We start from the raw sequence: 14091 nt of genomic DNA on the forward strand, positions 1-14091 counted from the left end.
GGGGGGGGGGTGGGGGGGGGGGGGTGCCCGGTGGTGTGGGTTGGGGTTGGTGGGGGGGGGGGGGGGGGCAGTTCGGCGGGACGGGGGCGGGGGACGTTTTGTGTGGCTTTGTTTTCGCGCCCGACCGGGCGCCCGACCTCCCTTGTCGCGTACCCGACCGTTCGTCTTTGCCAAAGCTTAACCACTCGATATTTGACACTCTGAAGTATCTCCCTGCATGGTTACTTCAGTTCATTCACTATGTACGGGAGGAAGCAACCGTGAGTGAGGCACCACAGCCCACCACCGCGGCCGAGAAGCAGAGCAGCGCCCGGGTCCTGCCGGCCCTCATCCTGGCGATGCTGTCGTTCAGCGTGGTGCAGACCGCGGTCGTCCCGATCCTGCCCTCGCTGGCCAAGGAACTGAGCGTCTCCGCGTCCAGCATCACCTGGCTGATGACCGCCAACCTGCTCTCCGCAGCCGTGCTGACTCCCCTCCTGGGCCGCTTCGGCGACCTCCGGGGCCGCAAGCCGATGCTGCTGATCTCGCTGGCCGGCCTGGTCGCCGGTTCGGCGCTGGCGGTCAGCACCCACTCCTTCACCTGGCTGGTCGTCGCCCGTGTCCTCCAGGGCGCCGGCGGTGGCGTCCTGCCGCTGGCGATCAGCATCGTCCGGGACGAGCTGCCCAAGCGGAAGGTGACCGGCGGCGTCGCCGCCATCAGCGCCTCGATGGGCGTCGGCTCCGGCCTCGGCCTGGTCGCCACCGGCCTCCTGCTGGAGCACTGGGACTACAAGTCGATCTTCTGGATGGGCCTGGTCTTCGGCCTGATCGCGATCGCCCTGGTCGCCTTCCGCGTCCCGACCGACCCGGTCACCGACAAGGAGGGCGGCGCCGACCCGCTCGGCGCCCTCACCCTGGCCGGCTGGCTCTCCGCGCTGCTGGTCGCGGTCAGCCAGGGCAACCACTGGGGCTGGACCTCCAACAAGACGCTCGGCCTGTTCGCCGTCGCCGCCGTGGTCGCCCTGGTCTGGGGGATCATCGAGACCAAGGTCGCGCACCCGCTCGTGGACATGAAGATGATGGCCCGTCCGGCCGTCGCCTTCACCAACGTGGCCGGCCTGCTCATCGGCTTCGGCATGTACGGCTCCTTCATGGTCATCAGCAACTTCGCCCAGACCCCGGAGAAGCTGACCCACTACGGCTTCACCGCCAGCGTGCTGCACGCCGGCCTCCTGCTGCTGCCGTCCGCGATCGGCTCGATGGTCGCCGCCCCGGTCGGCGCCCTGCTGATCGCCCGTCGCGGCCCGCGTCTGCCGCTGGTCCTCGGTGGCGTCCTCGGCGCCGTCGCGATGGCCTACCTGGCCGTGCGCCACGGGCACGAGGGCGACATCTACACCGCCTCGGCGATCTTCGGTCTCGGCGTCGGCCTCGCCTTCGCCGCGATGCCGGCCTACATCAACGGCGCCGTCCCGGTCGAGCAGAGCGGCATCGCCAACGGCATGAACTCCGTGCTGCGCACGGTCGGTGGCGCGATCGGCACCGCCGTCATGGCCGCCATCCTGACCGGCGACACCATGAAGCTGCCGCCGCAGATCCCGCTCTCCCTGCCCACCCTGGACGCCTACAAGCACGCGTTCTGGACGGCAGCCGTGGTCTGCGCCGTCGCCGGCGTCGTCCCGTTCCTGATCCGCGGCGGCACCGCGGCCGCCACCGCGACGGTCGCCGGCGGCGCGGCCCAGCAGGACTCCAGCCCCGAGCTGGTCAAGACCGACGCCTGACAGGGCGTCCGGCCCCCGCGCTCAGGGACAGGGCGCGGGGCCCCGGCCTCCGTACGTCGCGAGGGCATCACGAACGTACGGGGTCCGGCACGGTGATCGGCCCCACCCGGTACTCCCCCACCGGGTGGGGCCGCTTCGCGTTTCAGGCGCCCTCCGCCGGACCGCCGCCCTCGTCCGGCGCTCCGTCCGCCCCCTCGTCCCGGCGCAGCGGCAGCGGCCGGGAGGGTTCGAGCGCCGGGTCGTCCACCGCGAAGGTCCGCACCCGCCCGCGCTCGCTCCACGGCGTCTCGAACCGTACGGTGACCCTCCCGACGCCGCTGCCCTGCACCCAGCCCGGCCCGTGCTCCGCGTGCCGGACGTCCTGCCCGGGCATCCAGCGCCGCACCACGACGGCCTCCGGCTCCTCCGCGGCCTCCTCGGTCTCGGCCGCCGCCTCCGCGTGCTCCGCGGCCTCCTCCCGCAGCGCCTGGGCGAACAGGTCCTCCTGGGTGTAGTCGGCGAGTTGGGCGACGCCCACGCCGAGCAGCCGGACCCCGCCGGTGATGTCGACCTGCTCGGCCAGCCGGCGCGCGGTCGCGGTGATCACCGTCTCGTCGTCGGTGGGCCCGCCCAGCGTCTCCGAGCGGGTCAGCGTCGAGAAGTCGAACCGCCGGACCTTGAGCACCACCGTCCGCCCGGAGCGCCCGGCCGCCCGCAGCCGCCGCACGCACCGCCCGGCCAGCGCCTCCACCTCGCGCAGCACCCGCTCCCGGTCGGCCAGGTCCACCTCGTAGGTGTCCTCCACCGACACGGACTTGGCGTCCTGGTCGGCGATCACCGGCCGTTCGTCCAGCCCGGTGGACATCTGGAAGATCCCCGCACCGTGCGCCCGCCCGACCAGCTGCACCAGCTCCGCCTCCCCCGCCTCCGCGAGGTCGGCCACCGTGTTCAGCCCGGCCCGGCGCAGCACCTGCTCGGTGGCCGGCCCGATCCCGGGCAGCGCCCGCACCGGCATCGGGCCGAGCACGGCCCGCTCCTGCCCGGGCTCGACCATCACCAGCCCGTCCGGTTTGGCCTGCTCGGAGGCGATCTTGGCCATCAGCTTGGACCCGGCCGCCCCGACCGATCCGGTCAGCCCGGTCAGCCGCTGGATGTCCGCCCGCAGGTCCTCCGCCAGCGCCAGCACCAGCCGCTCGCCGGTCTCGTGGTCCGCCTCCAGCAGCGCCGGTCCGTACGGACCGGCCTCCAGGTCCACGAAGGCCTCGTCCAGGCTGAGCGGCTGCACCAGCGGGGAGAGCTGCCGCAGCAGCCCCATCACGATCTCGCTGTTCTGCCGGTAGGCCTCGAACCGCCCCGACAGGAAGGCGGCGTTGGGGCAGAGCCGGCGCGCCTGCGCCATCGGCATCGCCGAGTGCACCCCGAACCTGCGCGCCTCGTACGAGGCCGTGGAGACCACCCCGCGTCCGCCGAGCCCGCCGACGACCACCGGCTTGCCGCGCAGGCTCGGCTTGGCCGCCTGCTCCACCGCCGCGAAGAAGGCGTCCATGTCGAGGTGGATGATGCTCGGCAGAGATCGCACCCGCCGATCATCGCGCACGGGTCCGACAGTGCGTGCGAACCCGGCCGGACGGCCCGCGCCCGGGGGCTACCGCTTCGCCGCCTCCGCCAGCGCCTTCGGGATGCCGTCCTCCTGGGGCCCCAGGAACAGCGGGTCCGGCCGCAGCCAGGCGTTGGCCGCCGCCTTGCCCGCCCCGGCGACCTCCCGCAGCCCGCCGTACAGCCAGGTCGCGTCGTGCAGTTCCGGCACCCCGACGGCGTAGGAGCGGATGCCCGCCGCCTCGCACAGGGCCAGCGCGCGGCGGACGTGGAAGTCCTGGCTGACCAGCACCGCGTGGTCCACCCCGAAGATCCGGCGCGCCCGGGTGCAGGAGTCCCAGGTGTCGAAGCCCGCGTAGTCGCGGACCACCCGGTCCTCGGGCACCCCGTGCTCGGTCAGGTAGGTGTACATCGCGTCGGGCTCGTCGTACTCGACCCGCCCGTTGTCCCCGGTCACCAGGATCGCCTGCACCTTCCCCTCCCGGTACAGGTCGACCGCCGCGACCAGCCGGTGCTCCAGGTACGCGGAGGGCTTGCCCTGGTACAGCCCGGCGCCGAAGACCACGGCGACCGGCGCGGAAGGCGCGCTCTCCACGGTGCCCACCCGGTCCCCGGCGGCGAACCACACCCAGGCGCTCGGCGCCAGCGCGAGCGAGCAGAGCACCGTTGCGACCTGGAACACCCTGCGCTGCGTCCGCCGCTGCCGCAGCCGCGTCCTCAGCAGCCCGGCCCTGCGCCGCAGCAGCCCCGCTATCCCGGTGCCGACCTCCACGTGCCCTCCCTCGATCCCGTCAACCAGGCAACACGACGAGGCCGCGGGTCCGAACGGTTCCCCGTCCGGGCCCGCGGCCCCGTCGAACGCCTGCTCAGACCGCCCGGTTGCGCCGCTGGGCCAGCTCGTCGGCCGGGTCGTGCCCGACCAGGGTCTCGCCGGTGTCGGTGCGCTCGGCGTGCAGCCGGCCGAGGGTGAGCTCCAGCTCCCGCCAGACCGCTCCCACCGCGATGCCGAAGACTCCTTGACCGCCCTTCAGCAGGTCCACCACCTGCTGCGGCGTGGTGCACTCGTACACCGTCGCGCCGTCGCACATCAGCGTCAGCCCGGCCAGGTCGGCCTGGTCGGCGGCCTGGAGGTGGGCGACCGCCACCCGGATGTTCTGCAGCGAGACACCCGCGTCGAGCAGCCGCTTCACGATCTTCAGCAGCAGGATGTCGCGGAAGCTGTAGAGCCGCTGGCTGGTCGACGGGTACGCGGTGCGGACGCTGGGCTCCAGCAGTCCGGTGCGGGCCCAGTAGTCCAGCTGGCGGTAGGTGATGCCGGCCGCCGCGCAGGCCGTCGGGCCGCGGAAGCCGAGCAGGTCGGACGTCGGGGCCAGCCGCTCGATGGCCGGCTGGCCCGGTTGTACGGCCGGGAACCTGCCCATCCGGGGGAGATCCGTGACGGTGCGAGCGGTGCGCGGCATGTGCACGGCGCACCGGCCTCCCACGGCCGCGTCATCGCCGGTGCTGCTCATGCCTGCCTCCGTCCACTTGTGCTGCGGGCAACCCGACTGCGGGCATCGGCCACCCGGACAGCCACTCCTGACGGTAGGCAGTCCCCTATGACCCGTCAACGATCGCCACGCCGGGCCAGACAAACCACATCACTCAGGAGAGTGGTTTTTCGTGCCCCTAGTGTGGGTAGATGGACGGTTTTTGGCAAAACGGTCGGCCACATGGCCGCACGGCCGGTCCCCGCTACTGCGGACCGCTGCCCCCGAAGTCCTCGGGCGACACCTGGTCGAGGAACTCGCGGAACTTCTCGACCTCGTCCTCCTGCTCGTCCGGGATCGCGATGCCCGCCTCGGCGAGCACCTCCTCGCTCCCGTAGATCGGCGTGCCGGTGCGCAGCGCCAGCGCTATGGCGTCGGACGGCCGGGCGCTCACCTCGACCCCGCCGGAGAACACCAGCTCGGCGTAGAACACGCCCTCCCGCAGGTCGGTGATCCGCACCTCGGTGAGCTGCTGGCCGAGCGCCTCCAGGACGTCCTTGAAGAGGTCGTGCGTCAACGGGCGCACCGGCGTCATGCCCTGCTGGGCGAAGGCGATCGCGGTCGCCTCGCCGGGGCCGATCCAGATCGGCAGGTAGCGATCTCCCCCGACCTCCCGCAGCAGCACGATCGGCTGGTTGGAAGGCATCTCCACTCGGACACCCACGACGTCGAGCTCATTCACACACGCAACCCTATGGCTCCGCTCCCGGATATGAAAGCGCAGAGCCGACGCCGCTGGTCAGCGCGGTGCAGCCGGTGCCGCCGGAATACCACGGCCGCTATCCGCGGGACCGCAGACCGGCCTGGACCATCGCCGCGTGCAGCCGCACCGACAGGGTCGCGAGTTCCCGGGCGGTGGCCTCCGCGTGCGCCCTGGTCTGCGGGTTCCGGTGCCGGCGCAGCGGCGCCACCACCTGCTCCACCAGCGCGATCTCGCGATCCGCCGCGGCCTTCATCGCGCGCAGGTGCCGGGGTTCCAGCCCGTACCGGCCGAGCTCCGCGACCAGTCGGGCCACCTGCAGCGCCTCGCCGTCGTAGCCGCCGTCCGGGCCCGCGGCGACCAGCCCGTAGGACTCCCACTCGGCCAGCTCGGGTTCCCCCGCCTCGGCCGCCGCGAGCAGCTCGGCACGCCCCAGCCGGACGCCGGAGGGCACATCGCCGGCGGCCACCAGCTCCCGGTCCGCCTCCTCCAGCGGCCCGGGCCGGGTGTCGGCGGCGGAGGGCAGCGCGGGAGGGTTCTCGCCGCGCTCGATCGCGTCCAGGTGCTCCCGGATCACCCGCAGCGGCAGGTAGTGGTCCCGCTGCATGCGCAGGACGTAGGCCAGCCGCTCGACGTCGGCCGGGCTGAACTTGCGGTACCCCGAGGGCGTGCGCTGCGGCTCGACCAGCCCCTCCGCCTCCAGGAAGCGGATCTTGGAGATGGTGACCTCGGGGAAGTCGTCGCGCAGGAAGGCCAGCACCGCACCGATGCTCAGCAGTTCGTCACCGCCGCGCCGCCGCCCGGCGGGCCGCTCGCTCCGGAGCGGCTGCCGCGGGCCCGCGACCACCCCGCGCCCGCCGCGGTCCGCCTGCGGACCGGACGGGGTGGGGGTGGCCGCCCCGAGAGAAGAGGAAGGGGTATTCGTATTCACTCGGGCTCCTGCCGACGTCGCTTTCAGTACCCCCGGTTGTGGCCGGCGAAGAACACCAGCCGGTACTTCCCGATCTGCACCTCGTCGCCGTTGTTCAGCGACACCTCGTCGATCCGCTCCCGGTTCACGTAGGTGCCGTTGAGGCTGCCCACGTCCGCGACGCTGAAGCCGGCCGGGGTGCGGCGGAACTCCACGTGGCGGCGCGAGACCGTGACGTCGTCCAGGAAGATGTCACCCTGCGGGTGACGACCCGCCGTGGTGATGTCCGAGTCCAGCAGGAAGCGGCTGCCAGAGTTCGGACCGCGCTGCACGATCAGCAGGGCCGAGCCCGGCGGCAGCGCGTCGATCGCCGACAGCACCTCGGCCGACAGGGCCGGCGTGGCGCCGGTGCCGGTCGTGGTGGTGGGGTCGTACGACTCCAGGCCGGAGATGGAGATGGTCGACGTGGTCTCCGCCGCCCCCTCCGGGAGCAGGCCGCCGCGCAGCGCCGTGCCGCAGTTGGAACAGAACCGGGCCGAGGCCGGGTTCTGGTTGCCGCACCTGGGGCACGGAGTGGGGCCAGCCATGTTCACAGCCTCCTGGCGCGGCACACCCGACGGGTTGTGCCCGGCGTACGGATCCGGGGCAAACCCTCCACCAGAGGTTGAGGGTCCTGACGGGAAACCTATGCGCGGCTCGCCGGAGGGGTCAACCGACGCGCCGTAGCCCGCCGGATTCCCCGCGTACTGGGCGGCGCCGCCGTCCCGGTACAGCTGCTGACCTGCGTACGGCGCGGCCTCGGGGGCCGGACGCATGCCCGGCACTGCGGGCTCGTCCTCCGGTCGGCGGTGACGCGCGGTGGGCGCCTCGACGGCGGCCGCGTCACGGCCCTTGTTGCGACCGAACAACTTCGAGAAGAAACTCACGGGCGAATCCCCTTGCGTGTGACAGACCCGCCCGCGGGGCAGGGTGAGAACCTCGGACATGCTGCGAGCCCGGTCGTTGCGGCTCGGGATCGCCGGAGCGGTACTCCGGCGGTCGGTACTGCGGTTGTTGCTCCGGAGCGTACTGGTGCGAACCAGTCTCGCCCATGTGACGGCGGCGTCCCCCGGCGGGTGCCGCCCGCCCTTGACGGGCCGTTCGTCGGGCGCCCCGTCACTTCGGAGCCGGCTTGGCGTACTGCGGCGACTTCGGGTCCACGAGGGCGTCGACGACCACCTTCTGCTGCTGGGCGATCGTCGCCCGCGCCTGGTGGCTCTCCAGCGTGCGGACGACACCTCCCGGGATGTTCAGCGCGGGTGTCAGATCCTGCGGGTTCCCCACGACCGTGAAGCGGTAGGGCTGCGAGACCTTCTTCCCGTCGATCTGCACTCCACCGCCCGACAGGTCGGTGAAGTAGGTGTTGACCACCACGCGCACGTCGTTGATCTGAATCGCCTCCGCCCCCGCCGCTCGAAGTTCTTGCAGGGTGTCCAGCAGCATATCTGCCTTCACCTGCCCTTGGGGATCATCGACCGTGAGTACGATGCCCGGACCAGTGGCTTTGACGGTACCGGCGAGCACACCGAGCTCCGTCACCTTCTTCCTGGTCTGTTCCTGGGCCTCCTTGGCCTGGTTGGAGCTGTTCTCCAACTTCGCCAGGGACTGCTCCAGCTCCGCCTTCTCCTGCTGGAGACGCTGCTGACGGCTGTCCAGTTCGTCGAGGATCCGCACCAGGTCCTCCTGGCGGGCCCCGCGCAGCTGGCTGTGGTGGTCGTTGGTCGACCGCACCTGGATCGCCAGCCCCAGGCCGAGCGAGAACAGCAGCAGCGCCACCACCAGCTGGCCGCGCGACAGCCGCGGCGGCCAGAGCGCCGCCTTCAGCCGCCGCCGGCCGGTGTTCCGGTCCGGAGCGGGCTCGGGCTCGGGCTCGGGCGCCGCTTCCGACTCGGGCTCGGACTCGGACTCGGGCTCGGACTCGACCTCGGGCTCGGCGCCGGGCGCGGGTACCGGCTCGGGCTTCGCCTCGGCGACGGGTCCGGCCTTCGCCTCCGGCTTCGTCCCGGCCTTCGTCCCGGCCGCAGGTGCCGGCCCGACGACCTTCGTGAGCCGCAGCGTCGGCTCGGGCGCCGAATCGGCCTCAAGCTCAGCCTTAGCGTCAGACTTCTCCTCCGGGGCCTCCTCGGCGGCGGTCCCCCCGGCGGCCACGGCCGGGTCCTCCGAGCCTTCCGGACCGGACTCCCCGTCCATCTCCGGCCCGGGGGTGCCCACGGCCTTCTCGGCGGGCTTCACGGCCGCCTCGACGCCGATGACCTCCCGAGGTTCCCCGCCCGGCTTCCCGGCGGCCGGACCGACCGCCGCCGCCTCCGGCTCCGCCGCCACCGCCTCCTCGCGGCGCGGCTCAGGCACGGAAGACATGGCGCCGGATCGCGGCCGCGTTGGAGAAGATGCGGATGCCGAGGACGACGACCACACCGGTGGACAGCTGCGAGCCGACCCCCAGCTGGTCACCGAGGAAGACGATCAGTGCCGCGACCACCACGTTCGACAGGAACGAGACGATGAACACCTTGTCGTTGAAGATCCCGTCGAGCATCGCCCGGACGCCGCCGAACACGGCGTCCAGCGCCGCCACCACCGCGATCGGCAGGTAGGGCACGACGGCGTCCGGCACCTCGGGTTGGACGAAGAGGCCGACGACCACCCCGATCACAAGACCCAGTACGGCAATCACGGTCTGGCTGCTCCTGTCCCTGTCGTGGTCTTGGTGGGTCCGGTCGACGGACGCCGCTTGGTGGTGGGAGTTCCGCCTGGCCCGGCCGACGAGGCCGATGCGGAGGACGGGGCCGATGGTGAGACGGACGCGGCGGGGCTCTCCTGGGTTCCGGCTCCGGTCGGCGGCGTACCGCCCGGAGTCGTCGGGGAGGCCGCGGGCGAGGTCTCGGGCGTCACCGGCTGCGCGGTCCGCAGCGTCACCCCCACCGCCGCCGGCAGCGTCAGGTTCTTCTGCACGGAGAGCGTCGACTTGATGCCGTACTGCTCCTGGAGCAGCCGCAGGTACTGCCCGGCCATGTCCTTCTCGAAGGCGGTGAGGAGCTTCGAGCCGTCCCCGACCGCCTGGATGCTGTACGGCGGCACCAGCGGCCGGTTGTCCACCAGCACCGCCTCGCCGGCGGCCCGGATCGCGGACAGCGCGGTCAGCCGCTGGCCGTTGATCGCGATCGCCTCGGCCCCGGATCCCCAGAGGCCGTTCACCACCAGCTGCAGGTCACGGTCCCGCAGCCGTCCGCTGTTGGAGAAGCCCTGCCCGGCCCGCGGGTCGACGTTGCCGCCGGCGCCCGTGCCCGTGGCGTCCTCCAGGACCAGCTTCAGGCCCGGCCCGGCGACCGGGCCGAGGCCCACGGCCCCGCTCAGCCCACCGGGATCGCCGTCCCCCGAGGCGAGCGCCTGCTGCTGGGTGCTGTCGACCTTGAGCCGCAGCTCCTGCACCTGCTTCTGCAACTGGTCGGCCGAGGTGTTGCTGTCGTTGATCCGGTGGATCAGCGCGTCCCGCTCCTTGGCCAGCGACGGCTCGGCCTTGTGGGCGTTCACGGCGCCCACCGTCACCACCCCGCCGACCAGCGCCAGCCCGGCGCCGAGCGTGAGCAGCCCCTGCCAGGTGCCGGGTATCCGGCTGTCGCGGGCTCCGCCGCGCGCGGCGGCCGCCTCCGCGTAGCCCTCGTCGAGGCTGTGGTCCATCACATTGGTCAGCAAGGACATCGAGGCGTCCGGACGGTTGTACCGTCCGTTCGGGGCACTCGGTGTCGGCGTCGCTGGCATGGAGACCATCGTCCCACGCCGCCGACGGGCCCCGTGCACGGCCCCTGAGCTGCACACACGCTGCACACATGACGGAAAGTGACGGATTGTTCCGAATAGTGTGAAAACGGACAGCGGGGCGCACGGATCACACCGCGCGCCCCGCCGTTCGAGGCCGTTCCGAGCCTCAGGCAGTGCTCAACCCCGGACGCTCACCGCCCCGCTCCGTCGACCACGGCCGCCCACTCGTCCAGCAGCGCCTCGGTGGCCTCGTCGTCCGGGCCCTCCGCCCACAGGTGGGTGACCGCCTCGGCCGGGTCCGGCAGCACCAGCGTCCACCGCCCGTCGGCCTCGACCACCCGGACGCCGTCGGTGGTGTCCAGCCGACGGCTGCCGGCCGCCTCCACCACCGAGCGCATGACCATGCCCTTGGCCGCCCACGGCGTCGCGATGTCCCGGCGCCGGATGTGCGCCTGCGGAATCCGCGCGTCGATCTGGCTCAGCGTGAGCTGGGTCCGCGCCACCAGGCCGACCAGCCGGACGAACGCCGCGGCGCCGTCCAGCACCCCGCTGAACTCGGGCACCACGAAACCGCCGCGCCCGTCCCCGCCGAACACCGTGCCCTCGGCGGAGGCCGCCTTCGCGAGGTCGTCCGGCGTCGTCGTGGTCCAGATGACCTGGGTGCCGTGGTACGCCGCGACCTGCTCGGCGATCCGGGTCGTGGTCACCGGCAGTGCCACCTGCCCGCTGCGCCGCTCGGCCGCGACCAGGTCCAGCAGCACCAGCAGCGCCCGGTCGTCGTCGATCACCCGGCCGAGCTCGTCCACGAACGCGACGCGCTCGCCCACCGGGTCGAACCGGACGCCGAAGGCCGCCCGCGAGGAGGCGACCAGCTCGCCCAGCCTGGCCAGCCCGGCCCTGCGCTCCTCCGCGTCCTCCGTCGGCCTGGCCTCGTCCAGCCCGGTGGAGACGGTCAGCGCCTCCACCCCGAGCCGGCCGAGGATGCTCGGCAGGACCAGGCCCGCGCTGCCGTGCGCGGTGTCCACGACCACCTTCAGCCCGGCCTCCCGGACCCCGGTGGTGTCCACCGTCCGCAGCAGGTTGCCCGCGTAGGAGTCGAAGACGCTGGACGGGAAGGTCAGGTCCCCGATCTCCCCCGGGAACGCCCGCCGGTACTCCTGACGTGCGTAGACCCGGTCCAGCTTGCGCTGGCCCGCCTGCGAGAGGTCCGCCCCGCGCTCGTCGAAGAAGAGGATGTCCAGCGAGTCCGGCACACCCGGCGTGGTCCGCAGGAAGATCCCGCCGGCGCTCCCCCGGGCCGTGTGCTGCCGGGCCACCGGCATGGGCACGTTCTCCAGGTCCCGGACGTCGATCGCGGAGGTCTGGAGCCCCGAGATCATCGCCCGTTTGAGCGCACGCGCACCACGCGAGTGGTCACGCGCGATGGTGACGGTGGCGCCCTTCTTCAGCGTCGTCGCGTACGCCCCCGCCAGCCGCACGGCCAGCTCCGGGGTGATCTCGACGTTCAGGATGCCCGAGACGCCGCGCACCCCGAACAGGTGCTCCTGGCCGCGCGACTCCCAGATCACCGAGGTGTTGACGACCGCGCCGGCCTCGATGGTCTTGAACGGGTAGACCCGGACGTTCGCCCCGATGATCGACTCCTCGCCGACCAGGCACTCGTCCCCGATCACCGCGCCGTCCTCGATCCGCGCGGCCCGCATCACATCGGTGTTCTTGCCGACCACGCAGCCCCGCAGGTTGCTCTGCGGCCCGACGTAGACGTTGTCGTGCACCACCGCCTTGTGCAGGAACGCGCCGCGCTTGACGACCACGTTGCTGCCCAGCACGGTGTGCTCGCGGATCTCCACCCCGGCCTCGACCTTGGCGTAGTCCCCGATGTACAGCGGCCCGCGCAGCACCGCGTCCGGATCCACCTCGGCACCCTCGGCGACCCAGACGCCCGGGGAGATCTCGAATCCGTCCAGCTCGACGTCGACCTTCCCCTCCAGGACGTCGGCCTGGGCCTTGCCGTAGCTCTCGTGGGTGCCCACGTCCTCCCAGTAGCCCTCGGCGACGTAACCGTAGACCCGCTTGCCCTCCTTCAACAGCTGTGGGAAGACGTCACTCGACCAGTCGACGGACTCACCCGCCGCCACGTAGTCGAAGACCTCGGGCTCCATCACGTAGATACCGGTGTTCACCGTGTCGGAGAAGACCTGCCCCCAGGTCGGCTTCTCCAGGAAGCGCTCGACCCTCCCCTCGTCGTCCGTGATCGTGATGCCGAACTCCAGTGGATTCGGCACTCTCGTGAGACAGACGGTGACCAGAGCGTTCTTGCTGCGGTGAAAGTCGATCAATTCCGAGAGATCGAAGTCGGTCAGCGCGTCACCGGAGATCACCAGAAAGGAATCGTCCTTGAGCGCGTCCTCGGCGTTCTTGACACTCCCCGCAGTGCCCAGTGGCGTCTCCTCGTGGGCATAGGTCAGATGCATGCCCAGCTCTTCGCCGTCACCGAAATAGTTCTTGACCAGCGACGCCAGGAACTGCACGGTGACGACGGTGTCGGAGAGGCCGTGCCGCTTCAGCAGCCGAAGCACGTGCTCCATGATCGGCCTATTGGCGACCGGAAGCAGCGGCTTCGGCATGCTGGAGGTCATCGGGCGGAGTCGGGTGCCCTCGCCCCCTGCCATTACAACGGCTTTCATTACGGGTGCGTCCTCCTTCGCGGTGGTGGACCAACAGGTCCATCAAAGCGTTCCAGAAGGTTCTCTACCCGGAAGGTATCGTCCGACGCACCGATGAGGCGTGGGGCTTCTCTCAGATCACGTCTCAGACTGTGGACGCCGAGCCCGCGGTGCTGGCCCGGACGATCCGCCGCGCCTGAACCGCGTAAAGAATCGCGGCCCACCAGTACAGCGTCGTCCCCCACCAGATGAACGCCCAGCTCACCACCTCGGCCGGCCGGGCGATCCAGCTGTCCACGCTGCCGAGCAGCAGAAGCGGAAAGGCGTACATCAGATTGAAGGTCGCCGCCTTGCCCAGGAAACTCACCTGGAGCGGTCCGTAGCCGTGCCGGTTCAGAATCGGCAGCAGCGCGGCGATGAATACCTCACGGGCCAACAGGATCGCGGTGAGCCACCACGGCAGAATCTCACGCCAGGTCAATCCGACCAGCGTGGACAGCACATAGAGCCGGTCGGCCAGCGGATCGAGCAGCTGCCCCACCCGGCTGATCTGCCCCCACCGCCGGGCGAGCTTCCCGTCCAGGTAGTCGCTGATCCCGCTCAGCATCAGGATCAACAGCGCCCAACCGTCATTGTTGGGCCCGTCGAACACCGGCCACAGGATGAGCCAGAGAAAGAGCGGAACACCGACCAGCCGGCCCATGCTCAGCATGTTGGGGATGGTGAGGACGCGATCGGTCTGGACCCGCGTCTCCTGGACCTCCACCCGGGGGCCTCCTGTCCCGTACTACGACAATTGCATGTTGACCCTACAACAGAGAAGCCCCCGACCGGTTCACCCGGCGGGGGCTTCTCTAGAATAATTGTTCGGCGGCGTCCTACTCTCCCACAGGGTCCCCCCTGCAGTACCATCGGCGCTGTAAGGCTTAGCTTCCGGGTTCGGAATGTAACCGGGCGTTTCCCTCACGCTATGACCACCGAAACACTATGAAACTGTCACCGCACACCCGACAGGATTCGGGCGGGTCGTTGTTTCAGAACAACACAGTGGACGCGAGCAACTGAGGACAAGCCCTCGGCCTATTAGTACCGGTCAACTCCACCCCTCACAGGGCTTCCATATCCGGCCTATCAACCCAGTCGTCTACTGGGAGCC

General features: G+C 71.2%; 12 protein-coding genes and 2 rRNA genes. 1 reads left to right on the forward strand and 13 read right to left on the reverse strand.

Going from position 1 to position 14091, the window contains the following annotated elements; genetic code table 11:
• The first annotated feature begins 260 nt into the window (after positions 1 to 260).
• Positions 261 to 1757: an MFS transporter gene (locus ACFVGO_RS01110; protein ID WP_359915021.1), complete on the forward strand. Its 1497-nt coding sequence runs from the start codon at positions 261 to 263 to the stop codon at positions 1755 to 1757.
• Positions 1758 to 1899: 142 nt separating this feature from the next.
• On the opposite strand, the gene ACFVGO_RS01115 is transcribed toward ACFVGO_RS01110, so the two are convergent.
• The 13 genes from ACFVGO_RS01115 to ACFVGO_RS01175 all read right to left on the reverse strand — a co-directional run.
• Positions 1900 to 3315: a DNA polymerase IV gene (locus tag ACFVGO_RS01115; protein ID WP_359915018.1), complete on the reverse strand. Its 1416-nt coding sequence runs from the start codon at positions 3313 to 3315 to the stop codon at positions 1900 to 1902.
• Between the two features lie 66 nt (positions 3316 to 3381).
• Positions 3382 to 4104, reverse strand: a complete 723-nt coding sequence (locus ACFVGO_RS01120; protein WP_359915015.1) for an ElyC/SanA/YdcF family protein — start codon at positions 4102 to 4104, stop codon at positions 3382 to 3384.
• 94 nt (positions 4105 to 4198) lie between these two features.
• On the reverse strand, positions 4199 to 4843 hold the full coding sequence (locus ACFVGO_RS01125; RefSeq protein WP_359915012.1) for a MerR family transcriptional regulator: 645 nt from the start codon (positions 4841 to 4843) through the stop codon (positions 4199 to 4201).
• Between the two features lie 223 nt (positions 4844 to 5066).
• On the reverse strand, positions 5067 to 5543 hold the full coding sequence (locus tag ACFVGO_RS01130; protein ID WP_224276619.1) for a bifunctional nuclease family protein: 477 nt from the start codon (positions 5541 to 5543) through the stop codon (positions 5067 to 5069).
• A 97-nt stretch (positions 5544 to 5640) separates the two neighbouring features.
• Positions 5641 to 6336 carry a MerR family transcriptional regulator gene (locus ACFVGO_RS01135; RefSeq protein WP_380630511.1) on the reverse strand — a complete coding sequence of 232 codons (696 nt, stop codon included), beginning with the start codon at positions 6334 to 6336 and terminating at the stop codon, positions 5641 to 5643.
• Positions 6337 to 6515: 179 nt separating this feature from the next.
• Positions 6516 to 7397, reverse strand: coding sequence for an FHA domain-containing protein (locus tag ACFVGO_RS01140; RefSeq protein ID WP_359915009.1), 882 nt, complete (start codon positions 7395 to 7397; stop codon positions 6516 to 6518).
• Positions 7398 to 7626: 229 nt separating this feature from the next.
• Complete coding sequence (locus tag ACFVGO_RS01145; protein WP_380630513.1) at positions 7627 to 8700, reverse strand: DUF881 domain-containing protein; 1074 nt, start codon at positions 8698 to 8700, stop codon at positions 7627 to 7629.
• 151 nt (positions 8701 to 8851) lie between these two features.
• The gene (locus ACFVGO_RS01150; RefSeq protein ID WP_030062488.1) at positions 8852 to 9184 is read right to left on the reverse strand and encodes a small basic family protein; all 333 of its coding nucleotides are present in this window, start codon (positions 9182 to 9184) and stop codon (positions 8852 to 8854) included.
• On the reverse strand, positions 9181 to 10269 hold the full coding sequence (locus tag ACFVGO_RS01155) for a DUF881 domain-containing protein (protein WP_380352372.1): 1089 nt from the start codon (positions 10267 to 10269) through the stop codon (positions 9181 to 9183). Before ACFVGO_RS01155 ends, ACFVGO_RS01150 begins: the two co-directional genes overlap by 4 nt.
• 191 nt (positions 10270 to 10460) lie before the next feature.
• Positions 10461 to 12956: a mannose-1-phosphate guanyltransferase gene (locus tag ACFVGO_RS01160; protein ID WP_359915006.1), complete on the reverse strand. Its 2496-nt coding sequence runs from the start codon at positions 12954 to 12956 to the stop codon at positions 10461 to 10463.
• A 124-nt stretch (positions 12957 to 13080) separates the two neighbouring features.
• Positions 13081 to 13701, reverse strand: a complete 621-nt coding sequence (locus ACFVGO_RS01165) for a CDP-alcohol phosphatidyltransferase family protein (protein ID WP_359915003.1) — start codon at positions 13699 to 13701, stop codon at positions 13081 to 13083.
• A gap of 99 nt (positions 13702 to 13800) precedes the next feature.
• Positions 13801 to 13917: ribosomal RNA gene (gene rrf / locus ACFVGO_RS01170) — 5S ribosomal RNA — on the reverse strand.
• An 81-nt stretch (positions 13918 to 13998) separates the two neighbouring features.
• Positions 13999 to 14091 (reverse strand): 23S ribosomal RNA (locus tag ACFVGO_RS01175); the annotation flags it as partial.

Source organism: Kitasatospora sp. NPDC057738 (assembly GCF_042798815.1).
Taxonomy (GTDB): domain Bacteria; phylum Actinomycetota; class Actinomycetes; order Streptomycetales; family Streptomycetaceae; genus Kitasatospora; species Kitasatospora lactacystinica.

Excerpts from the sequence above, each read along its gene's own strand:
- ACFVGO_RS01125 (WP_359915012.1), bottom strand. The coding sequence starts at position 4,843 with ATGAGCAGCACCGGCGATGACGCGGCCGTGGGAGGCCGGTGCGCCGTG.
- ACFVGO_RS01145 (WP_380630513.1), bottom strand. The coding sequence starts at position 8,700 with ATGGACGGGGAGTCCGGTCCGGAAGGCTCGGAGGACCCGGCCGTGGCC.
- ACFVGO_RS01155 (WP_380352372.1), bottom strand. The coding sequence starts at position 10,269 with ATGCCAGCGACGCCGACACCGAGTGCCCCGAACGGACGGTACAACCGT.
- ACFVGO_RS01160 (WP_359915006.1), bottom strand. The coding sequence starts at position 12,956 with ATGAAAGCCGTTGTAATGGCAGGGGGCGAGGGCACCCGACTCCGCCCG.